Here is a 19876-nt window from a genome sequence, read left to right on the forward strand (position 1 = left end):
ACCCCCCAGGTCATCCGTTCGACAGGGGGACACAGTCATGCCGGGCCCGGAGGCCAGCGGCCCCATTGCGGAGCCGCGAAGAACATAACGGGGACGGGGAGGGAGCGGAGGTGGTGTCGGGGACGGGTGCGGCGAGCAGGGCGGCGCCGGTCGCCTCGGGGGTGGCGGTCCCCGAGGTGAGGGAGAACGGCTGGTAGGCGGTGAGCGGCCGTATCAGGGGGGAGACGGCGGCCGCGCCGGCCATCACGGGTGCGGCCAGTTCGCGCAGCGCCTTCTGCCCGACGGCCGGGGCGGGCACCCCGGGCAGCAGCGGTGCGGAGACCGAGGTGGTGGGGGCGGCGGAGACGCCGAGCAGTGAGCCCGAGGCCAGCAGGGGGCTGACCGAGCGGCGGCGCTGGGACTCGGCGGCGTTCGACGTGCCGGTGCCCGTGGTGCCCGCCGGGGCGACGCTGCCGCCGCCGGTGCCGCGGGCGTCCGCGGCCGGGGAGCCGGGCATGCCCGCGGTGACCCCGCCGAGGGCGACGGCGGCCAGCGAGACGGCGCCGGCGGCGACGAACGCGAACCGCATGCCGCGCGTGGCGGACCGGTCGCCGTCGGGGCGGCCGACGGGGTGGATGCGGAAGCCCCGGCCGGCGGCCGCGGGCGTGCCGGGCGGGCGGGCGGGGACGTAGCCGAACTCGAAGCGTTCCTCCCGGCCCGTGCCGAAGAGTCCGCCGTCGGATCCGCGGCCGGAGGAACCGGGCGGGCCGAACAGCGAGCCGCCGTCCGTGCCGTCGCCCCCGGGCAGGCCCTGGAGGCGGGCCAGGAAGCTCTCGGAGGGCGGCGGCGGGGCGGCCTCCGCGAAGACGTTCTTCAGCCGTCGCTGGGCGTCGGCCTCGGCCTTGCACCGGGCGCAGGTCGCCAGGTGGGCCAGGACGCGCTCGCGCGACTCGTGACCGAGCTCTCCGTCCACGAGAGCGGAGAGCCGGTCTCCCAGGTGCTGCTCCGCGAGCTGTCGCTCGGCGGGTTTCGGTCGTGATCCACTCACGCGGTCGCGCCCCCTCCTCCCAGAGCGGGAACGCGGGCCACGAAGGAGCGGCGCTCGGCCTTGCGGGCCTCCGGGGAGCGGTGCGCGAGGGCCTTGCGCAGCTGGGAACGGCCGCGGTGGATCCGGGAGCGGACGGTGCCGAGCTTGACGCCGAGGGTCGCGGCGATCTCCTCGTAGGACAGGCCCTCGATGTCGCACAGGACGACGGCGGCCCGGAACTCGGGCGCGAGGGTGTCCAGGGCCTGCTGGACGTCGGCGTCGAAGTGCGCGTCGTTGAAGGCCTGGGAGGGGGTGGGCTCACGGCTGGGCAGGCGCTCGGCCGCGTCCTCGCCGAGGGCGTCGAAGCGGATGCGCTGCTTACGCCGGACCATGTCGAGGAACAGGTTGGTCGTGATGCGGTGCAGCCAGCCCTCGAAGGTGCCCGGCGAGTAGGTCGACAGCGAACGGAAGACCCGGACGAAGACCTCCTGGGTGAGGTCCTCGGCATCGTGCTGGTTACCCGTGAGGCGGTAGGCAAGGCGGTAGACGCGGCCACTGTGCATGCTGACGATCTCCTCCCACGTGGGCGGAGTCCATGCCTGACCGTCCGCGTCGGTGGAGAAGGTCGCGGTCCGGTCGGACTCGCCTGCGGCGAGAGCGTCGGCGTGGCTGGGGTCAGCAGCGGTGTCGTTCACGGATTTCGGCCTGCCCGCCGATCCGAGAAAGCGCCGCAGCACTCCTCCCCGATCCACAGGTACGGCCGCACCTCCCCTGTCGGCTCTGGTGGTGTCCAGTGGAGCCCCTACCATAGCCACCTCGCCCGTTAGCTCCGGATAAGCGGTTTTACGAGAATTTGATCTGGGCCGATACGGCGCATCGGGCCGCATCAACGGCTGCTCGGCCGTCCGCTCGTCTTCGTGATCCATTCGTGTCCCCCCGCCCTGTCTTCCACCCCTCTAAACGCCTGGTCCCATCTGCGGGTTCCCGGTGTCAACGGATACAGTCACGCCCAGGCAACCATGGGGACAGGAGAGGGTCATTACCGGCAACCGGCAGACGAGCTGGGCGTTCGCCGACGCCTACGTCGCCGAGGACGAAGCACTGCGGTGGGCCCGTGAGCGGGCCCGCGAGGCGGGGCTGCGCTCGGTGTCGCCCGGCACGGGCGCCGCGCTGCGCATGCTCGCCGCCTCCGTGGACGCCAAGGCGGTCGCCGAGATCGGCACGGGCTGCGGGGTGTCCGGGATGCACCTGCTGCACGGCATGCGCCCGGACGGCGTGCTGACGACCGTCGACCCCGAGCCCGAGCACCAGCAGTTCGCCCGGCAGGCCTTCCGCGCGTGCGGCTTCGCCAGCAACCGGGCCCGGTTCATCCCCGGGCGCGCCCTCGACGTGCTGCCCCGGCTCGCGGACGCCGGCTACGACCTGGTCTTCTGCGACGGCGACCGGCAGGAGTATTCGGACTATCTCGCTGAATCGTTGCGCCTGCTGCGCCCCGGTGGCCTGGTGGTCTTCGAGGGAATCTTCGCCAACGGCCGCACGGTCGACTCGGGGCCGCAGCCGACCGAGGTGCTGCGGCTGCGGGAGCTGCTGCGCACGGTCCGGGAGAGCCAGGAGCTGGTCACGTCGCTGCTGCCGGTGGGCGACGGACTGCTCTGCGCGGTCAAGCGCTGACGAGGCCGACCGGGCGGCACGGCGACGCCCCGGCACCGCGAGCGGTACCGGGGCGGCCGAAGGGGTATGGTCGCTGACGCGTCAGACGACGACGTTCTTGAGGGCGTCGGCAAGCGCCGCGGCCTCGTCAGGGGTCAGCTCGACGACGAGCCGACCGCCGCCTTCGAGCGGAACTCGCATGACGATGCCCCGCCCCTCCTTGGTCACCTCGAGCGGGCCGTCACCCGTCCGCGGCTTCATGGCCGCCATGCTCGTTCCCCTTCCTGAAAACAGCTCATCGTCTGCCGACGGCCCTGAAGGGCACGCGCGATCCAGGCGGGACACGCGGCACCGGCATCGAACACATTGCTTCCAGGCCATTATCCCGCATCTCAGGACCCGATGACCAACATCAGTCGGCATCGCTTGGGCAACGCGCGCGAGCAAAACCACCCAATTCGGCGATGTGACTGCGATACTTCGCCGCTACGCGTCCCCGGGCGGACCGAGTCGGCTCCGGTTTTCTTTGACGCAGGTCACACGACGGGTCCGGTCCGCGGACGGCGATCTCCGCCATGCTGTCCTTCGGACACCGACGTACTGAGCGGTACGTCAGCCGCGACGGCGAAGACGACGGAGGGGACGCACCATGACCGACACCGTGCTCTACGAGGTGGGCGACGGGCTCGCGACGATCACGCTCAACCGTCCCGAGGCGATGAACGCGCTGGACATCGCGACGAAGGTCGCCCTCCGGGAGGCCGCGCAGGAAGCCGCGGCCGACTCGGCCGTCCGGGCGATTCTGCTCACCGCGGCGGGTGACCGGGCGTTCTGCGTGGGCCAGGACCTCAAGGAGCACATCACGCTGCTCGCGTCCGACCGGGAGACCGGGGCGGGGCAGACGATGACGACGGTCCGGGAGCACTACAACCCGATCGTGCGGGCGCTGGTGGAGGCGCCGAAGCCGGTCGTCGCCGCGGTGAACGGCGTCGCCGCCGGCGCCGGGTTCGGGTTCGCGCTGGCCGCGGACTACCGGGTGGTCGCCGACACCGCCGCCTTCAACACCTCGTTCGCCGGGGTCGCGCTGACCGCGGACTCCGGGGTGTCGTGGACGCTGCCGCGGGTCGTGGGCCCCGGGCGCGCCACCGACCTGCTGCTCTTCCCCCGGAGCATCGGCGCGCAGGACGCGTACGAGCTGGGGATCGCGAACAAGGTCGTACCCGCGGACCGGCTCCGGGAGGAGGCCGGCAAGATCGCGCGGAAGCTGGCCGAGGGGCCGACGGTCGCGTACGCGGCGCTGAAGGAGGCGGTGGCCTACGGGCTCACGCACTCCCTGGATGAGACGCTGGACAAGGAGGACGAGCTTCAGACGCGGGCCGGGGCCGCCGAGGACCACGCGATCGCGGTGCAGGCGTTCGTGAACAAGGAGAAGCCCAAGTATCTGGGGCGGTGACCCGTCGTGGGGAGCCGCGGGTGCCCGGTGGCCGGTCGCGCGGTTCCCCGCGCCGCTACGGGGCGCTGCGGGCGACGCAGGTCTCCAGGTGGTCGTTCACCAGGCCGCACGCCTGCATCAGCGCGTAGGCGGTGGTCGGGCCGACGAAGCGCAGGCCGCGCTTCTTCAGGGCCTTGGACAGGGCGGTGGACTCCGGTGTGACGGCCTGGACGTCGGACAGGGTCTTCGGCACGGGGTAGGTGTCCGCCTTCGGGGCGTGCGACCAGATCAGCTCGTCCAGCTCGCCCGGGGCCCAGCCCGCCAGCACCTTCGCGTTGGCCATCGTCGCGTCGACCTTGGCGCGGTTGCGGATGATGCCGGGGTCGGCCAGCAGGCGCGCGCGGTCCTCGTCGGTGAAGGCGGCGACCTCCTCGATGCAGAAGCCGCGGAACGCGGTCCGGAAGGTGGGGCGGCGGCGCAGGATCGTGATCCAGGACAGGCCGGACTGGAAGGCCTCCAGGCTGAGCCGCTCGAAGAGGGCGTCGTCGCCGTGGACCGGGCGGCCCCACTCCTCGTCGTGGTACGCCACGTAGTCCTCGGTGGACAGGGCCCAGGGGCAGCGCAGCCTGCCGTCCGCCCCGGCCACCGCCGCGCCTTCGGTCACGCCCTGTCCTCCGGCTCCGGCTTGTCCAGCGAGGTGCGCGGGGCGTGCGGGGCCGTCCGGGCGCCGGCCAGCGCGGACTCCAGGTCGGAGATCCGGGCGTCGCGCTCGGCGAGTTCGGCGCCGAGGCGGCTGAGCGCGTCGTCGACGTCGGCCATGCGGTAGCCGCGCGGGGCGAGCGGGAAGCGCAGGCTCTCCACGTCGTCGCGGTGGACGGGGCGGTCCGGGGGCAGCGGGTCCTGGAACCGGTCCGGCGCCACCTCCGGCAGCGGGCCGCTCTCGCCGCCGCCCACCACGGAGAGCGTGACCGCGGCGACCACGACCGCGAGCGCGACGACCAGGAACAGGAACATAACCATCGCGGCGGCCCCCAGGCTCGGTGAAGCTCGGTACGGCACCCATTGTGCTCGGAGTGCTCGATGTCGAATGTGTCTGCGTCCGATCGTGCCATGCGAGTCTGGCAGTTAGGGTCACAGGCGGCTGTAGCGAGGCACTTACTACGAGAGGTCACAGGCGATGCTCAGGCTGGGCAGGCGGGAATTCGGGCCGCGGGAACCGGTGATCATGGCCATCGTGAACCGGACGCCGGACTCCTTCTACGACCAGGGGGCGACCTTTCTCGACGAGCCGGCCCTGGCGCGTGTGGAGCAGGCGGTCGCCGAGGGGGCCGCGATCGTCGACATCGGCGGGGTGAAGGCGGGGCCGGGCGAGGAGGTCAGCGCCGAGGAGGAGGCGCGGCGGACCGTCGGGTTCGTGGCGGAGGTGCGCAGGCGGTTCCCGGACGTGGTGATCAGTGTGGACACCTGGCGGGCGTCGGTCGGGGAGGCGGTCTGCGAGGCGGGGGCGGATCTGCTGAACGACGCGTGGGGCGGGGTGGACCCCGGGCTGGCGGAGGTCGCGGCGCGGTACGGGGCGGGGCTGGTGTGCACGCACGCGGGCGGGGCCGAGCCGCGTACGCGACCGCACCGGGTGACGTACGACGACGTCATGGCCGACATCCTGGGCGTGACGCTGGGGCTGGCGGAGCGGGCCGTCGCGCTGGGGGTGCCGCGGGAGTCGGTGCTGATCGATCCCGGGCACGACTTCGGCAAGAACACGCGGCACAGCCTCGAGGCGACGCGGCGGCTGGGCGAGATGGTGGAGACGGGGTGGCCGGTGCTGGTCTCCCTGTCCAACAAGGACTTCGTCGGCGAGACGCTGGACCGGCCGGTGAAGGAGCGGGTGATCGGCACGCTGGCGACGACGGCGGTGTCGGCGTGGCTGGGTGCGCAGGTCTACCGCGTCCACGAGGTGGCGGAGACCCGGCAGGTCCTGGACATGGTCACGTCCATCGCCGGCCACCGCCCCCCGGCGGTGGCCCGCCGGGGCCTGGCGTGACCCGGTAGGACGGGGAGCGGCCCGCGGGGGTCCGCGGCGTGGCGCGCGGTTCCCCCGGGCCCGCTCCCCGGTGGGGCGGGTCGGGTCAGCGGGCCGCTTCCTTCGAGACCAGGGCCACGGCCTCGTCGACGTCGTCGGTGACGTGGAAGAGGAGGAGGTCCTTCTCGGAGGCCTTGCCCTGGGCGATCAGCGTGTGGGTGAGCCAGTCGACGAGACCGCCCCAGTACGCGCTGCCGAACAGGACGATCGGGAAGCGGGTGACCTTCTGGGTCTGGACGAGGGTGAGGGCCTCGAAGAGTTCGTCGAGGGTGCCGAGTCCGCCGGGCAGGACGACGAAGCCCTGCGCGTACTTGACGAACATCATCTTCCGCACGAAGAAGTAGCGGAAGTTGAGGCCGATGTCGACGTACTGGTTGAGCCCCTGCTCGAAGGGCAGCTCGATGCCGAGGCCGACCGAGACGCCGCCCGCCTCCAGGGCACCCTTGTTGGCCGCCTCCATCGCACCGGGCCCGCCGCCCGTGATCACGGCCCAGCCGGCCTCGACCAGGCCGCGGCCGAGCTTCACGCCCGCCTCGTACTCCGGCGAGTCCACCGGCGTACGGGCGGAGCCGAAGACGCTGATCGCGGCCGGGAGTTCGGCGAGCGTGCCGAAGCCCTCGATGAACTCCGACTGGATGCGCAGCACCCGCCAGGGGTCCGTGTGGACCCAGTCGGAGGGGCCGCCCGCGTCCAGGAGGCGCTGGTCCGTCGTGCTCGCGGTCACCTGACCGCGCCGTCGGAGGACCGGCCCCAGGCGCTGCTCGTCCGGCGGCACCTTCTTCCCCTCAGGGTTACCGGTAGGCATATGTGCACTCCCTCCGCTTGCAGGTGTTTCCTGCCTCAGCGTAGATCCGAGCGGGTTACAGGCGCGGGACGTCGGCGTGTCCGGTGCGAAGCGGTGCCGTGCGGTTCAGCCGGCCAGCCAGCTGCGCAGCCGCTCCTCCCCCGCCAGGATCTTCGCGGTTTCGACCCGTTCGTCCCGCTTGTGCGCCAAGTGCGGGTTGCCGGGGCCGTAGTTGACCGCGGGCACGCCGAGCGACGAGAAGCGGGAGACGTCGGTCCAGCCGTACTTGGGCATCGGGGTGCCGCCGACCGCCTCGATGAAGGCCGCCGCGGCCGGGTGCGAGAGCCCGGGCAGCGCGCCGGGGCTGTGGTCGTCGACCACGAACTCCTCGACCCCGCAGCCGGCGAAGACCTCGCGGACGTGCGCGAGGGCCTCCTCCTCGGAACGGTCGGGGGCGTAGCGGAAGTTGACGGTCACCACGCACGCGTCGGGGATGACGTTGCCGGCCACCCCGCCCGAGATGCCGACCGCGTTGAGGCCCTCGCGGTACTCCAGGCCGTCGATGACCGGGTACCGCGGCTCGTAGGCGGCGAGGCGGGCGAGGATCGGGGCGGCCGCGTGGATCGCGTTGGAGCCCATCCAGGAGCGCGCCGAGTGCGCGCGCTCCCCCGACGTCCTCAGCAGCACCCGCAGGGTGCCCTGGCAGCCGCCCTCGACCTGGCCGTCGGAGGGTTCGAGGAGCACCGCGAAGTCGCCCGCCAGCCAGTCCGGACGGGCCTCGGCGACGTGCTTGAGGCCGTTCAGGTCGGCGGCGACCTCCTCGTTGTCGTAGAAGACGAAGGTCAGGTCGCGGTTGGGGGCGGGGACGGTGGCCGCGATGCGCAGCTGGACCGCGACGCCCGACTTCATGTCGCAGGTGCCGCAGCCCCACAGCACGCCGTCCTCGTCGAGGCGCGAGGGGACGTTGTCGGCGATCGGCACGGTGTCGATGTGGCCGGCCAGGATCACGCGCTCGGAGCGGCCCAGGTCCGTCCGGGCGATCACGTTGTTGCCGTACCGGTCGACCGTCAGATGCGGCAGGGCGCGCAGCGCGCCCTCGATCGCGTCCGCGAGCGGCTTCTCGGTGCCGCTCTCCGAGGGGAAGTCGACGAGCCGCGCGGTCAGCGCGGCGGCGTCCAGCGTGAGATCAAGCGAGGTGTCGGCCATGACCTCGACCCTAACCCGCCACGGCCCGCGGGCTGGTTCACAGGCTTCCCGACCCGGCGGTGAGCCCCTCGTACCCTCCAGTATGTTGTACGCGTGCCAGAGCCGTCCCCCACCCGCCCCAAGCGCCGCGGCCGCCTCCTGCGCTTCGTGTCGGGCCTCCTGATCCTTTGCGCCGTGGCGGCCTACCTGGTCGTGCAGTACGTCACCGGAGGTGGCGGCGCCCAGGGCTGCAAGGTCGTCTCGGGTCGCAGCGACAAGAAGTCGTACCAGTTCACGCCCGCCCAGGCGGTGAACGCGGCGACCATCGCCGCCGTCGGCACCGGGCGCGGCATGCCCGAGCGGGCGGTGGCCATCGCGCTCGCGACCGCGCTCCAGGAGTCGGCGCTGCTCAACATCGAGCACGGCGACCGGGATTCGCTGGGCCTGTTCCAGCAACGCCCCTCGCAGGGCTGGGGCACGAAGAAGCAGATCCTCGACCCGGCCTACGCGGCGGGCATGTTCTACGCCCACCTGGCCAAGGTGCGCGACTACGAGACGCTGCCGCTGACCGTGGCCGCGCAGCGCGTGCAGCGAAGCGGCTACCCGGAGGCGTACGCCAAGCACGAGGAGGACGCCACGCTGCTCGCGGCGGCGCTCACCGGTCAGGCGGCGGCCACGCTCACCTGCGACGGGCGGCCGGCGGCCGCGACCGAGGAGGAGCCGGCGACGGCGTCCGCGACCGGCCCGGACGCGGTACGGACCGCGCTGGTACGGGACTTCGGGCGGGACGCGGTCGAGGAGGCCGGCGCGGAGGTCAACGGCACCCCGGCCAAGTCGCCGACGCCGACGCCGAGTGTCACCGCCACGGCGCACGGGCGGACCGTGACCGTGCCGGTGCCGGAGGGCAGCAAGACGGACGCCTCGGGGCGCACCGAGAGCGAGCGCGGCTGGCAGCTGGCGCACTGGGCGGTGGCCAACTCCTCGGCGCTGCACATCCGACGGGTGTCGTACGCGGGCCGGGAGTGGGCCGCGGGGAGCACGGACAGCCAGTGGCGGACGGTCGCCGCGGCGCAGGGGACGGGCGGCGCGGAGAAGTCCGCGGGGTCGGTCCGGATCGTGACCGGGCAGTAGTTCGGGGTTTCACCCCGGCGGGTCGGGCCGGACGGTGCGGGTGCGTGGTGTGCGCGGGTTTTCGCACCGCCACCCGCGCCCACGTGAAATCCCTTGGGAACACCGGGCCGTAAGGGTTCCGCGCGGGGAGAGCGGGGCGTCCACCGGGGCGCCCTTTGCCCGTTTTTATCCACACCCGATAATGCGATGCGTTATCAACTCTTTACCTTGGGCGTCCGCAACCTTCGACGGCTTCGAGCGGTAGTCACGGCGATCACGTTCCCTCCCGTCGAATGGAGCATCATGTCCCTCCCCCTGACCCGCCGGATCGCCCGTGCCGCGCTCTTCGTCGCAGCGGGAGCGGCCGCCGGGGTCGGTGCGGCCGGCTCCGCGAGCGCGGCCCCGAGCCTGCCGGCCACCCCGAACCTGGGCGGGCTGACCGCCCTCGACGCGGCGGGTGTCGGCAACACCGCGGACGGCGCGACACGGCACGTCACCGGGGCCGTCGGGCACACCGGCGGCAAGGCGGTCGAGTCGGCGGTGCCGGCCGCGGGCAGGACCGGAGGCAAGACCGTGAAGACGGCGACGCCGGTGGTGCAGCACGCCGCGGGCGACGCGGCGGGCTCCGCGGGCGGGCTGCTGGGCCAGACGGCGGCCACGGCGACGAAGGGCGGGCTGCCGACGGGGTCGCTGCCCGTGAAGGGGCTGCCGCTGGGGTGAGTCACCCCGGCCCACGACGAGAAGGGACCCGGAGCAACTCCGGGTCCCTTCTCGTCGTTCTCCGGGTGCCGGCCCGGTGGGGGGCTGTAGCGCCCACGCGGCGCAGCCGCACATCGATCCGGCCCCGCGCCCCTCAGGCGAGTCGCGCCACCGCTGCTCGGACGCGTTCGTCCGTCGCCGTGAGGGCTACGCGGACGAAGTTCTCGCCCGCCCGGCCGTAGAAGTCTCCCGGGGCCACGAGGATGCCCCGGGCGGCCAGGTGGGCGACGGTGTCCCAGCAGGACTCGTCGCGCGTGGCCCAGAGGTAGAGGCTGGCCTCGCTGTGCTCGATGCGGAAGCCGTGGGCGAGCAGGGCCGCGCGCAGGGCGGTACGGCGGGACGCGTAGCGCTCGCGCTGCTCCTGGACGTGGGTGTCGTCGGAGAGGGCCGCCACCACCGCCGCCTGGGTCGGCGCCGAGGTCATCATGCCGCCGTGCTTGCGGATCTCCAGGAGCGGGCCGAGGACCGCCGGGTCGCCCGCGAGGAAGGCCGCGCGGTAGCCGGCGAGGTTGGAGCGCTTGGAGAGGGAGTGGACGGCGACGATGCCGTCGTAGGAGCCGCCGTTGACGTCCGGGTGCAGGACCGAGACCGGGTCGGCCTCCCAGCCGAGTTCGAGGTAGCACTCGTCGGAGAAGAGCAGGATGCCGTGGGCGCGGGCCCAGGCGACGATCTCCGTGAGCTCCCGCCGGGAGAGGACCTTGCCCGTCGGGTTGGACGGGGAGTTCAGCCAGAGCAGCTTCAGGTTCGCCGGGTCGAGGTCGCGCGGGTCGTCGTAGACCTCGTGGTCGGCACGGGCGAGGCGGGCGCCGACCTCGTAGGTGGGGTACGCCAGGCGCGGGTAGGCCACCTTGTCGCCGGGGCCGAGGCCCAGCTGGGTGGGGAGCCAGGCGACGAGTTCCTTGGAGCCGACGATCGGCAGGACGTGGCGGTGGGTGACGTCACGGGCGCCCAGACGGCGCTCGACCCAGCCGGTGATCGCGTCGCGCAGCGCCGGGGTGCCCCAGACCGTGGGGTAGCCGGGCGAGTCGGCCGCGTCGATCAGGGCCTTCTGGATCAGGTCGGGGACCGGGTCCACCGGGGTGCCGACCGACAGGTCGACGATGCCCTCCGGGTGTGCCGCTGCCGTCTTCTTGTACGGCTCCAGCTTGTCCCAGGGGAAGGCGGGCAGACGGTCGGAGACTGCGGACACGGTGGCTTGCTCACTTTCTTCGGAACGGCCGCTACGGCCGGTACGGCAAACGCCTCGGCCCCGTAGGGCGCCGATCGGGCGTGATCAGGCCGTACGGGACCGAGGCGGCACGATGATGCGGCGGGCCGCCGGCGGGGACTACTCGGCCTGCGGGGGCAGCGCGGCGATGAAGGGGTGGTCGCGCTCGATCAGACCCAGCTTGCTGGCGCCGCCCGGGGAGCCGAGGTCGTCGAAGAACTCGACGTTGGCCTTGTAGTAGTCCTTCCACTCCTCCGGAGTGTCGTCCTCGTAGAAGATCGCCTCGACCGGGCAGACCGGCTCACAGGCACCACAGTCGACGCATTCGTCCGGGTGGATGTACAAGGACCGCTGGCCCTCGTAGATGCAGTCGACCGGGCACTCTTCGATGCACGCCTTGTCCTTCACGTCGACACAAGGCTGCGCGATGACGTAGGTCACGCTGTCGTTCCTCCTCGAATGGGCGCCGGCGGGCCTCCGTAGGCTCCGCCGCCTGGCGCGCGGAAGCGCGGCGTCGTCGATGCCCGCCCCTAGTATCTCCGTTCTTGGGCATGATCCGAACAGGAGGGGTGAACTGACCAGTGGAAATCTCTGCCTCGGGACGCTTCGAGGTCCGTGTCACCGCTGCTGACGTGGGCAAACGGGTCTCCGTGCGACGTTTGACCGGAAATGGCGTCACGGAGGAGAAGTTCACCGACACGGTGGGTGTTCTCACATCATGGGACGACGACGGCGTGCTGACGATCACACGCCGGGACGGGGTGAGCGTCCGGATACCGGAGTCCGCGCTGGTGGCGGGGAAGGTGGTGCCGGCCGCCCCGGCGCGTCGCAGGGGACCCGCGGCGACCTACCGCGAACTCGCGCGGGTCGCCGCGCGCGGATGGCGGCCGGTGGAGAGCGAGCGGCTCGGCGAGTGGGAGCTGCGGGCCGCCGCCGGGTTCACCCGGCGGGCCAACAGCGTGCTGCCGCTCGGGGACCCCGGGCTGCCGCTGGACGGCGCGCTGGAGGCCGTACGGCGGTGGTACGGCGAGCGGGGGCTGCCGGCCTATGTGCAGACCGCGACCGGCGCCGAGGGCACGCAGGAGCTGCTGTGCGCGGAGCTGGAGCGGCGGGGTTGGGTGCGCGAGGTGAGCGCCGAGCTGTGGGTCGGCGCTCTGGCGCCGGTCGCCGACCGGGCCGAGGGGGCCGGTGCGGTGCTCTCCCGGACGGCCGACGAGGCCTGGCTGGCCCGGTACCGGCGCAAGGGCGTGAGCGAGGTCGCGCTGGAGGTGCTGGGAGCGGGTCCTTCGGTGTGGTTCGCGACCGTGCCGGGCGCGCCGGGCGAGGCTCCGGCGGCCATCGGACGGCTGGTGGTGGACGGCCGGTGGGCCGGGTTCGCCGCCGTCGAGGTCGATCCGGGGCTGCGGCGCCGGGGGCTGGCCACCGAGGTGATGGCCGCGCTCGCCCGGCGGGCGCTGGAGGAGGGCGCGTCGGCGGCCTGGCTCCAGGTCGAGACGGACAACGAGGGGGCGCGGGCGATGTACGCGCGGCTGGGCTTCGCGGCGCATCACACGTACCACCACTACCGGGAGCCGGGGGCGGACGGCCGCTGATTCCGGCGGACACCGCGGTACGGATCATCGCGAAGGGGCACGAGACAGCTATGCATTCCCACCGACCGCATCCACGCCCGCCGTCGGCCGGGCGGGCCGCCGAGGTACGGGGGCGGTTCGCCGAGGAGGCCCGGTCCGAGCGGCCGGATCTGGCGACGCTGTGCCTGCTTGTGGGCGCGGCGGCGGACGGCTCGCTGGACGAGGCCGGGATCGACGCCGCGCAGATGGAGCTGGACCGGCTGGCCGGGCAGCTGCCGTACCGGCCGGGCGGGCCGCGGGACTGGGCGACGGCGGCGCGCCGGGTGCTGGGCGAGCGGTTCGGGTTCCACGGGGCCGCCGCGGACTACCGGCGGCTGGAGTCCTCCCTGCTGCACGAGGTGCTGCGGCGGCGGCGCGGGCTGCCGATCCTGCTGTCGGTGGTGTGGCTGGAGGTCGCCCGGCGGGCCGGGGCGCCGGTGTACGGGGTGGCGCTGCCGGGGCACTTCGTGGTCGGGTTCGGCGCGGCGGAGGAGCAGGTGCTGGCCGACCCGTTCGACGGGGGGCGGGTGCTGACCGGGGCGGACGCGGAGCTGCTGGTGGTCGGGGCGGCGGGGGTGCCGCTGGAACCGGCGATGCTGGAGCCGGCCGATCCGCTGGACGTCGTACGCCGGATCCTGAACAACGTACGGGCGTGGGCGGCGGCGCGTCCCGAGCGGTCGGACGTGGGGCTGTGGGCGGTGGACCTCTCCCTGCGGCTGCCGTCGCATCCGGCCCGACTGCGCTACGAGCGGGCGCGGTTGCTGGTGGAGCGGGGCGAGTTCGTCGACGGGGCCGCGGAGTTGGAGGAGTACGCGGGGCTGATCGACGTGGTCGACGAGGGGGCGGCGGAGAAGGTGCGCGGCGAGGCGAGAGCGGCCCGGGCGCGTCTCAACTGAGGGGGTTCGTGGGCCTGTTCGCCGTAGGAGTGCGTGCGGTGTGACGGGTGCGGGCAGGTGGGGGCTGGTCGCGCGGTTCCCCGCGCCCCTGGGCCGGCCGCGCTGCCCGGCGCCTGCCGGCCTCACTCGTGTCCGTCGCCCTTGCCTTCGCCGGCCTCTTCGATCCGCGGCGACGGCGCTCGACCGGGCCGGCTACAGCCAGCCCTTCTCCCGTGCGATGCGGACCGCTTCCGCCCTGTTCCGGACCGCCAGTTTCTGGATCGCCGTCGAGAGGTAGTTGCGGACCGTGCCCTGGGAGAGGTGGAGGGCCGCCGCCAGTTCCGCGTTGGTGGAGCCGTCGGCCGCGGCGCGCAGGACCTCTCGTTCGCGGTCGGTCAGCGGGTTCGCGCCCTCGGCCAGGGCCGCTGCCGCGAGCGTGGGGTCGATGACGCGTTCACCGGCGAGCACCTTGCGGACGGCCTGGGCGAGTTGGGCGGCGGGGGCGTCCTTGACCAGGAACGCGTCGGCGCCCGCCTCCATCGCGCTGCGCAGGTAGCCGGGGCGGCCGAACGTGGTGAGGACCACGAGCTTCACCGCGGGGAGCGCCTCGTGGAGCCGGGCCGCCGCCTCGATGCCCGTGCAGCCCGGCATCTCGATGTCGAGCAGGGCCACGTCGATGTCGTTCGCCCGGGCCGCGGCCAGCACCTCGTCACCGCGGGCCACCTGGGCCACGACCTCGATGTCGTCCTCCAGGCCCAGCAGGGCCGCCAGCGCCTCGCGGACCATCGACTGGTCCTCGGCGAGGAGGACCCTGATCGTGCTGCTCATGCCCCGGATCCTACGGCCGGGCCGGCCCCGAGCGGGACCCGGGCCACCAGCCGGAAGCCGTGCCGGACCCGGCCGGCCTCCAGCGTGCCGCCCGTCTTGTCCAGGCGCTCGGTGAGCCCGGTGAGGCCGTTGCCCGGGCCCTTGCCCGAGCCGCCGGAGCCGTTGTCCTCGACGGCGAGTTCGAGGACCGGGCCGTCCAGGGTCTGGCGGCGCAGCAGTTCGACCGCGCAGCGGCTCGCGCCGCTGTGCCGTACGACGTTGGTGACCGCTTCGCGCAGCGCCCACGCGAGCGCCGCCTCGCCGTCCTCGGGCACGCCGGTGAGGTCGGGCTCGGCCGGGATCTCGGCGATGACCGAGGCGGCGGTCAGGGCCACCTGCGCGCCCGCGAGTTCGGCGGCGAGCCGGGGCCGCCGGTAGCCGGTGACGGCCTCGCGGACGTCCACCAGGGCCTGGCGGCTGACCTGTTCGATGTCGGTGACCTGCTGGGCCGCCTTCTCGGGGTGGTCGGGCAGCATCCGGCCGGCCAGTTCGCTCTTCAGCGTGATCAGGGAGAGGGAGTGGCCCAGCAGGTCGTGCAGGTCGCGGGCGAGCCGCAACCGCTCTTCGTTGGCGGCCAGTTGGGCGACGGTGGCGCGGGCCTTGCGCAACTCGATGGTGGTCGAGACGAGTTGCCGTACGCCGGTCATGGAGTAGCCGACCAGGAGCACCACCAGGAACAGACCCCAGACCTCGTCCATGGCGTGGGCGTGCCAGCCCGCCAGCATCATCGCGGCGGTGGTCACCGGGATCGTCCAGTAGGCGACGCGGAGCGGGAAGGCCACCCCGCACATCACGGAGACGTACACGAACAGGCCGAGCCAGGAGCTGCCGAGGCTGAAGGCGAGGACGACCGCGAGCGTCCACTGGGCGGCGACCGCGGCGGTGACGATCCCGCCGCGGAAGGGCCGGCCCATCGTACGGAAGACGACGGCCAGGTAGAGGGCGACGAAGCCCGCCAGGCCGGCCCAGCCGGCCGCCGTGGCCGCGGTGGTGTGGTGGCCGGAGGTGAGGTCGTCGACCGGGGAGCCCAGGTAGATCAGCCAGGGCAGGACCCACACCAGCTTGCGGATGGCCTCGCTCCGGTTGCGCGGTGGCAGGCCGATCCGCACCAGCCGGTCATCCCGGGCCTCGTCGTCGGGCCGCAGGTCTTCCGTCGTCGTGCTCACGCCTTCAGCGTGTCCTTCCGGTACAGCCAGGCCGCGCCGCCGGCGAAGAGGGCGAAGAAGACGACGAGGATGGCGATGTCCTGGGCGTGCGGGGCCTGGCTCTGCTCGATGGCCCGTCCCAGTGCAGCGTACGCGTGGGTGGGCAGCCACTTCGCGATGTCCTGGAGCCAGGTCGGGAAGGAGGAGGACGGCCACCACAGGCCGCCGAGGATGGACAGGCCGAAGTAGGTGATCATCGTGATCGGGCGGACCGCGTCCCCGGAGGCGAGGTAGCCGATGGCGACGCCGAGCGCGGCGAAGACCAGGCTGCCGGCCCAGATCGCGCCGGTGAGGGCGAACCACTGCCAGGCGTCGAGGCGTACGTGCTTGACGCAGGCGGCGACCAGGAAGACGACCACGATCGAGGGCAGGCTCACCACCGCGGCGCTGGCGGTCTTGGCGAGCACGTAGCCGCGGCCGGGCAGGGGGGTCAGCCGCAGCTGCCGTACCCAGCCGCTCTCGCGCTCCTTGGCGATGCGCTCGCTGTTGCCCATCAGGACGGCGGTGAGGGCGCCGAAGGAGGCCATGGAGACCATGACGTAGGCGGCGACGGAGAGGCCGGAGTCGTCGACGGTCTGGGTGGTGTCGCCCTGGCTGGCGACCAGCAGGAAGATGATCGAGGGGTAGATCACCGAGAAGAACAGGAACTTGCGGTTGCGCAGGGCGCGGGTGAGTTCCAGCTTGATCAGCGCGTTCATGACTGCTTGGCCTCCTCGGCCTCCGTGATGGCGACGAACGCCTGCTCCAGGCCGAGCCCGGTGACTTCGAGGTTGCGGGGGTAGACGCCGAGGCCGTACAGGGCGTGGACGGTGGCGTCGGCGTCGGACGACTGGATGCGGACGGTCTGGCCGGAGACGTCCACGGCGGTGAGGAAGGGCAGGCCGCGCAGCGGGGTCCCGTCGATCTCGCCGTCCAGGTCGAAGGAGATCCGGCGGGCGCCCGCCCTGGCCTTGATCTCGGCGGCGGTGCCGTCGGCGAGCAGCCGCCCGCGGTGCAGCACCAGCACCCGGTCGGCGATGGCGTCGGCCTCTTCCAGGTAGTGGGTGGCGAAGAGGACGGTCCGCCCCTGGTCGGCCTGTTCGCGCATGGTCGCCCAGAAGGCCTGGCGGGCGGAGACGTCCATGCCGGTGGTCGGCTCGTCCAGGACGATGAGGTCGCTGTCGCCGGCGGTGGCGAGGGCGAAGCGGACCCGCTGGGCCTGGCCGCCGGAGAGCTTGTCGACCTTGCGGTCGGCGATCTGCGAGATGCCCGCGCGGGCGATGACGTCGGTGACCTTGTAGGGCTTGGGGTGCAGGTCGCAGGCGAGCTTGACCAGTTCGCCGACGGTGACCTCGTCCATCAGGCCGCCGCTCTGGAGCATCGCGCCCACCCGTCCGGCGACGATGGCCTCGCGCGGGCTGCCGCCGAGGACGCCGACCGTGCCGGCGTCGGCCTGCTTGAGGCCGAGCAGCAGGTCGAGCGTGGTCGACTTGCCGGCGCCGTTGGGCCCGAGCAGGGCCACGGTCTCCCCCGGGTGCAGCCGCAGCGACAGCCCGTCGACGGCCCGCACACTCCCGTAGGTCTTACTCACCTGGTCGAACTCGACGACCGGGGTCCCCGTGGTCGTCGTCGCCGCTGTCGTTGTCATGCCTCCATGCTGGCGGCGGCACCCCGCCCACCGGCAGTGCCACCCGTCCGGAGACCCGCATGACAGATGTCATGCCCCCACCGTGACACACCGAAGGGGCCACCCGACGAACACCGGGGGCCCCTTGATGTCGCGTGCGGTCAGCTCGGGTTGGTCTCGATGACGCCGACCCGGTCCGCCGCCGTCTTGCCGACCAGCGCCTTGCGGAGCGCGGAGACCACGTCCTGCGGCAGGACACCCCGCTTCCCGGTCGCGGTCGTGATCTGGACGCCGTCGAAGGTGGTGCCGTACGCCGCCTTGAGGGCCGCCAGGTCGTAGGTGTCCACGAGCTTGCCGCCGACGGCCTTGACCCCGAGGATCTTCGGCAGGGACACGGGGCCGAACTGGATGCTGTGCGCCGCGTCGGTCTGGATGGTGACCAGGTTCGACATCGCCGGCTGCGCGAACGCCTTCATCTCGCGGTCGACCTCGGCGTCGGTGACGGTGGGCTGCTGGGTGGTCGTGGGGACGGTGACCGCGGAGGCCGTGCCGGTCTCGACCATCGTCTCGTAGGCCTGCTCGACCGCCTTGGTGGAGCCGGCCGCGTCGATGCCCTTGCCCGCCTTGCCGTAGACCGCGACGGCCTTGCCGGACGTGAACTTGATCGTGCCGTTGGTGACCGTGCCGGAGCTGCCGCCGAGGTCCTTCAGGGCGGCCTGGAGCTTCTCCTCGTCGGGCGGCATCTCGGGCGCGATCACCCGCTTCTGGCCGAACAGGGAGCCGACCACGGAGACGGGGTTGTAGTCGCTCTTGGCGGCCGCGTCGACCGTCGCCTGCATGTCGAACTGCAGGCCCGCCTGGGTCGGCAGGAGCGAGACCGTCTTGCCGTCGACCGACAGCTTCAGCGGCTTGTTCACCCGGTCGCCGAACTGGGCGTCGAGCTTCTTGACGGCGTCGTCGCGGGTGCCGCCGCCGATGTCGACGCCGAGCACGGTGGTGCCCTTGGGCACGTCGGAGTGGTTCATCAGCAGCCCGGCGCCGTAGACGCCGACGCCGGCGACGACCACGACACCGACGAGCAGCGGCAGCTTGCCGCGCTTCTTCTTGCCCTTGCCGCCCTTGCCCTTGGCGCCGGCCGGAGGCGGCGAGACCGGCTCGGGCAGCTTCGGCGGCGTGTGCGAGGACGGCCCGGTGCCCGGCGCGCCCGGCGCGAACGGGGAGTTCGCGCCCGGCGGCACCACCGGGATGCCGCTGGTGACGGTGTGCCCGGAGACGTTGTCGGACGGGGCGCCGTAGCCGGGCATGCCCGGTTCGGGGGCCGGCTTCTGCGGGGTGAGGATCGCGGTGTCGTCGCTGAGGCCGCCGCCGGGGCCGAGGCCGGTGCCGGGGGCCGCGGTGCGCGCGCCGGGGCCGGCCTGGGGGCCGCGCCGGACGGGACCGCCGCCGGGGCCCGCGGGAGCGCCCGGACCGCCGGGGCCTGCCGGGGCCTTGGGAGCGGTGAAGGGCTCGCCGCCGTTGACGACCGGCGGGATGTACGGGCCGTCGCCGGTGACCGGGCCGGTGGTGGGGCCGGCCGGGCCCTGTGGACCGCCGGGGCCGACGGGACCGCCCTGGCCGTTGAAGCCGCTGGGGCCGCCGGGACCCGCCGGGCCGCCGCCGGGCGCGCCGGGGCCGCCGTGGGTGCCGTTCTGGCCGCCGTTGTCGGAGAAGTAGGGCAGTTCGTCGCGGCGGGAGTCACCGCCGTTCGGCGCGCCCCGGGTGCCGCCGAGCGGGCCCGCGGCCAGCGCCTCGGTGACGTCGAAGGAGCCGGTGCCGCCGCCGTGGCCGGGAGCCACCGGGCCGCCGGTCGCGCCGGCGGGCAGCCCCGCGCCGTTGGTCGCGCCGGGCCGGGGCGCGCCGGGCACGCCCATCGAACCGACCACACCGCCGGGCCGGCCCGGGCCGGTGGCGCCGGGGCGGGGCGCCCCGCCCGGGATCGCCGCGGGTCCGCCGGGGGCGGTGCCGGCCGAACCGGCGGGCGCTCCGGCGCCGTTGGGGGCGCCGCCGCGCTGACCGCCCTTGGCGGGGCCGGACTTGCGCGGGGCGAACCAGTCGCTGCGCTTCTCCTCGGCCGCGGGCGCGGGCGTGGGTTCGGCGGGCGGCTCGACGGTGCGGGTGGGCACGGCGGCGGCCGGCTGCGGGTGCGTGCCCGTCTCCTCGCCCGAGCCGGTGTCGGCGTCGGTGACGGGGGTGCGGACGACCACGGGCGGAATGGGCCGGGATCCGGGAATGTTGATCCGGATCCGGGTCGTCAGCGTGGTCTCGGTCTTGCGCTCCTCCGGCCGCGCGGCCTGGCGGCCCGCGTCCGTAGCGTCGTCGGAAGCCATGGGGGTCCCGTAGGGCGGCGTGCCCGAGGGGTATGCGGCTCCGCCGCGCCCGTTGGGCCCGGAGGACGGAGTGTCAGTTTCACGACTCAAGGCAGGTTCTCCCGGTTGGCTCCGCCGCCCGTCACGACCTTGCTCGG

At 73.4% G+C, this 19876-nt stretch carries 21 protein-coding genes; 7 read left to right on the forward strand and 14 right to left on the reverse strand.

The features are described from left to right. Positions 1–10: 10 nt before the first annotated feature. Positions 11–1027, reverse strand: a complete 1017-nt coding sequence (locus tag ACZ619_RS43725) for an anti-sigma factor family protein (protein WP_469611546.1) — start codon at positions 1025–1027, stop codon at positions 11–13. Continuing rightward, a complete protein-coding gene (sigE, locus tag ACZ619_RS43730; protein WP_469611579.1) occupies positions 1024–1743 on the reverse strand; it encodes an RNA polymerase sigma factor SigE in 720 nt (239 codons plus the stop codon). The genes ACZ619_RS43725 and sigE overlap by 4 nt, the downstream gene beginning before the upstream one ends. A 250-nt stretch (positions 1744–1993) precedes the next feature. Here sigE and ACZ619_RS43735 point away from each other — a divergent pair, with 250 nt between their 5' ends. Then, positions 1994–2677: an O-methyltransferase gene (locus ACZ619_RS43735; protein ID WP_469611547.1), complete on the forward strand. Its 684-nt coding sequence runs from the start codon at positions 1994–1996 to the stop codon at positions 2675–2677. An 81-nt stretch (positions 2678–2758) separates the two neighbouring features. Here ACZ619_RS43735 and ACZ619_RS43740 read toward each other — a convergent pair whose 3' ends face one another. Continuing rightward, the gene (locus ACZ619_RS43740) at positions 2759–2926 is read right to left on the reverse strand and encodes a DUF3117 domain-containing protein (RefSeq protein WP_004950282.1); all 168 of its coding nucleotides are present in this window, start codon (positions 2924–2926) and stop codon (positions 2759–2761) included. A 379-nt stretch (positions 2927–3305) separates the two neighbouring features. Here ACZ619_RS43740 and chcB point away from each other — a divergent pair, with 379 nt between their 5' ends. Next, the gene (gene chcB / locus ACZ619_RS43745) at positions 3306–4109 is read left to right on the forward strand and encodes a 2-cyclohexenylcarbonyl CoA isomerase (protein ID WP_469611548.1); all 804 of its coding nucleotides are present in this window, start codon (positions 3306–3308) and stop codon (positions 4107–4109) included. A 55-nt stretch (positions 4110–4164) separates the two neighbouring features. Here chcB and ACZ619_RS43750 read toward each other — a convergent pair whose 3' ends face one another. Both ACZ619_RS43750 and ACZ619_RS43755 read right to left on the reverse strand, forming a co-directional pair. Beyond that, complete coding sequence (locus tag ACZ619_RS43750) at positions 4165–4752, reverse strand: DNA-3-methyladenine glycosylase I (protein ID WP_469611549.1); 588 nt, start codon at positions 4750–4752, stop codon at positions 4165–4167. Then, positions 4749–5108 (reverse strand): DivIVA domain-containing protein, encoded by a 360-nt coding sequence (locus ACZ619_RS43755; RefSeq protein WP_469611550.1) that lies wholly within the window; start codon positions 5106–5108, stop codon positions 4749–4751. Before ACZ619_RS43755 ends, ACZ619_RS43750 begins: the two co-directional genes overlap by 4 nt. Positions 5109–5265: 157 nt before the next feature. Between ACZ619_RS43755 and folP the strand changes: the two genes are divergently transcribed. Beyond that, a complete protein-coding gene (folP, locus tag ACZ619_RS43760; RefSeq protein ID WP_469611551.1) occupies positions 5266–6126 on the forward strand; it encodes a dihydropteroate synthase in 861 nt (286 codons plus the stop codon). An 85-nt stretch (positions 6127–6211) separates the two neighbouring features. On the opposite strand, the gene ACZ619_RS43765 is transcribed toward folP, so the two are convergent. After that, the gene (locus tag ACZ619_RS43765; protein ID WP_469611552.1) at positions 6212–6970 is read right to left on the reverse strand and encodes an LOG family protein; all 759 of its coding nucleotides are present in this window, start codon (positions 6968–6970) and stop codon (positions 6212–6214) included. 105 nt (positions 6971–7075) lie between these two features. Beyond that, entirely contained in the window at positions 7076–8155 is a 1080-nt protein-coding gene (gene dapE, locus ACZ619_RS43770; RefSeq protein WP_469611553.1) for a succinyl-diaminopimelate desuccinylase, read from the reverse strand. 93 nt (positions 8156–8248) lie between these two features. Between dapE and ACZ619_RS43775 the strand changes: the two genes are divergently transcribed. Then, a complete protein-coding gene (locus tag ACZ619_RS43775) occupies positions 8249–9265 on the forward strand; it encodes a heavy metal transporter (RefSeq protein WP_469611554.1) in 1017 nt (338 codons plus the stop codon). 282 nt (positions 9266–9547) lie between these two features. After that, positions 9548–9964, forward strand: coding sequence for an ATP-binding protein (locus tag ACZ619_RS43780; protein WP_469611555.1), 417 nt, complete (start codon positions 9548–9550; stop codon positions 9962–9964). A gap of 133 nt (positions 9965–10097) precedes the next feature. Here the strand turns inward: ACZ619_RS43780 and ACZ619_RS43785 are convergent, their stop codons facing one another. Both ACZ619_RS43785 and fdxA read right to left on the reverse strand, forming a co-directional pair. Further along, entirely contained in the window at positions 10098–11192 is a 1095-nt protein-coding gene (locus tag ACZ619_RS43785; RefSeq protein WP_469611556.1) for a bifunctional succinyldiaminopimelate transaminase/glutamate-prephenate aminotransferase, read from the reverse strand. Positions 11193–11330: 138 nt separating this feature from the next. After that, positions 11331–11651 carry a ferredoxin gene (fdxA, locus tag ACZ619_RS43790; protein WP_089098949.1) on the reverse strand — a complete coding sequence of 107 codons (321 nt, stop codon included), beginning with the start codon at positions 11649–11651 and terminating at the stop codon, positions 11331–11333. Positions 11652–11791: 140 nt separating this feature from the next. Between fdxA and ACZ619_RS43795 the strand changes: the two genes are divergently transcribed. Both ACZ619_RS43795 and ACZ619_RS43800 read left to right on the forward strand, forming a co-directional pair. Beyond that, positions 11792–12802: a GNAT family N-acetyltransferase gene (locus ACZ619_RS43795; RefSeq protein ID WP_469611557.1), complete on the forward strand. Its 1011-nt coding sequence runs from the start codon at positions 11792–11794 to the stop codon at positions 12800–12802. 50 nt (positions 12803–12852) lie between these two features. Then, the gene (locus ACZ619_RS43800) at positions 12853–13716 is read left to right on the forward strand and encodes a transglutaminase-like and tetratricopeptide repeat-containing protein (protein WP_469611558.1); all 864 of its coding nucleotides are present in this window, start codon (positions 12853–12855) and stop codon (positions 13714–13716) included. Positions 13717–13908: 192 nt separating this feature from the next. Here the strand turns inward: ACZ619_RS43800 and ACZ619_RS43805 are convergent, their stop codons facing one another. The 5 genes from ACZ619_RS43805 to ACZ619_RS43825 form a co-directional block, all read right to left on the reverse strand. Next, the gene (locus tag ACZ619_RS43805; RefSeq protein WP_469611559.1) at positions 13909–14523 is read right to left on the reverse strand and encodes a response regulator; all 615 of its coding nucleotides are present in this window, start codon (positions 14521–14523) and stop codon (positions 13909–13911) included. Continuing rightward, positions 14520–15728, reverse strand: a complete 1209-nt coding sequence (locus tag ACZ619_RS43810; RefSeq protein WP_469611560.1) for a sensor histidine kinase — start codon at positions 15726–15728, stop codon at positions 14520–14522. Before ACZ619_RS43810 ends, ACZ619_RS43805 begins: the two co-directional genes overlap by 4 nt. Further along, entirely contained in the window at positions 15725–16465 is a 741-nt protein-coding gene (locus ACZ619_RS43815; RefSeq protein ID WP_469611561.1) for an ABC transporter permease, read from the reverse strand. The genes ACZ619_RS43810 and ACZ619_RS43815 overlap by 4 nt, the downstream gene beginning before the upstream one ends. Then, positions 16462–17394, reverse strand: a complete 933-nt coding sequence (locus tag ACZ619_RS43820) for an ABC transporter ATP-binding protein (RefSeq protein WP_469611562.1) — start codon at positions 17392–17394, stop codon at positions 16462–16464. The genes ACZ619_RS43815 and ACZ619_RS43820 overlap by 4 nt, the downstream gene beginning before the upstream one ends. A gap of 140 nt (positions 17395–17534) precedes the next feature. Further along, positions 17535–19829, reverse strand: coding sequence for a hypothetical protein (locus tag ACZ619_RS43825; protein ID WP_469611563.1), 2295 nt, complete (start codon positions 19827–19829; stop codon positions 17535–17537). Between the last annotated feature and the right edge of the window lie 47 nt (positions 19830–19876).

The sequence above is a fragment of the Streptomyces sp. NPDC104367 genome, from assembly GCF_055583825.1.

Excerpts from the sequence above, each read along its gene's own strand:
- ACZ619_RS43740 (WP_004950282.1), bottom strand. The coding sequence starts at position 2,926 with ATGGCGGCCATGAAGCCGCGGACGGGTGACGGCCCGCTCGAGGTGACC.
- chcB (WP_469611548.1), top strand. The coding sequence starts at position 3,306 with ATGACCGACACCGTGCTCTACGAGGTGGGCGACGGGCTCGCGACGATC.
- ACZ619_RS43755 (WP_469611550.1), bottom strand. The coding sequence starts at position 5,108 with ATGGTTATGTTCCTGTTCCTGGTCGTCGCGCTCGCGGTCGTGGTCGCC.
- folP (WP_469611551.1), top strand. The coding sequence starts at position 5,266 with ATGCTCAGGCTGGGCAGGCGGGAATTCGGGCCGCGGGAACCGGTGATC.
- ACZ619_RS43765 (WP_469611552.1), bottom strand. The coding sequence starts at position 6,970 with ATGCCTACCGGTAACCCTGAGGGGAAGAAGGTGCCGCCGGACGAGCAG.
- dapE (WP_469611553.1), bottom strand. The coding sequence starts at position 8,155 with ATGGCCGACACCTCGCTTGATCTCACGCTGGACGCCGCCGCGCTGACC.
- ACZ619_RS43780 (WP_469611555.1), top strand. The coding sequence starts at position 9,548 with ATGTCCCTCCCCCTGACCCGCCGGATCGCCCGTGCCGCGCTCTTCGTC.
- ACZ619_RS43800 (WP_469611558.1), top strand. The coding sequence starts at position 12,853 with ATGCATTCCCACCGACCGCATCCACGCCCGCCGTCGGCCGGGCGGGCC.
- ACZ619_RS43805 (WP_469611559.1), bottom strand. The coding sequence starts at position 14,523 with ATGAGCAGCACGATCAGGGTCCTCCTCGCCGAGGACCAGTCGATGGTC.
- ACZ619_RS43815 (WP_469611561.1), bottom strand. The coding sequence starts at position 16,465 with ATGAACGCGCTGATCAAGCTGGAACTCACCCGCGCCCTGCGCAACCGC.
- ACZ619_RS43820 (WP_469611562.1), bottom strand. The coding sequence starts at position 17,394 with ATGACAACGACAGCGGCGACGACGACCACGGGGACCCCGGTCGTCGAG.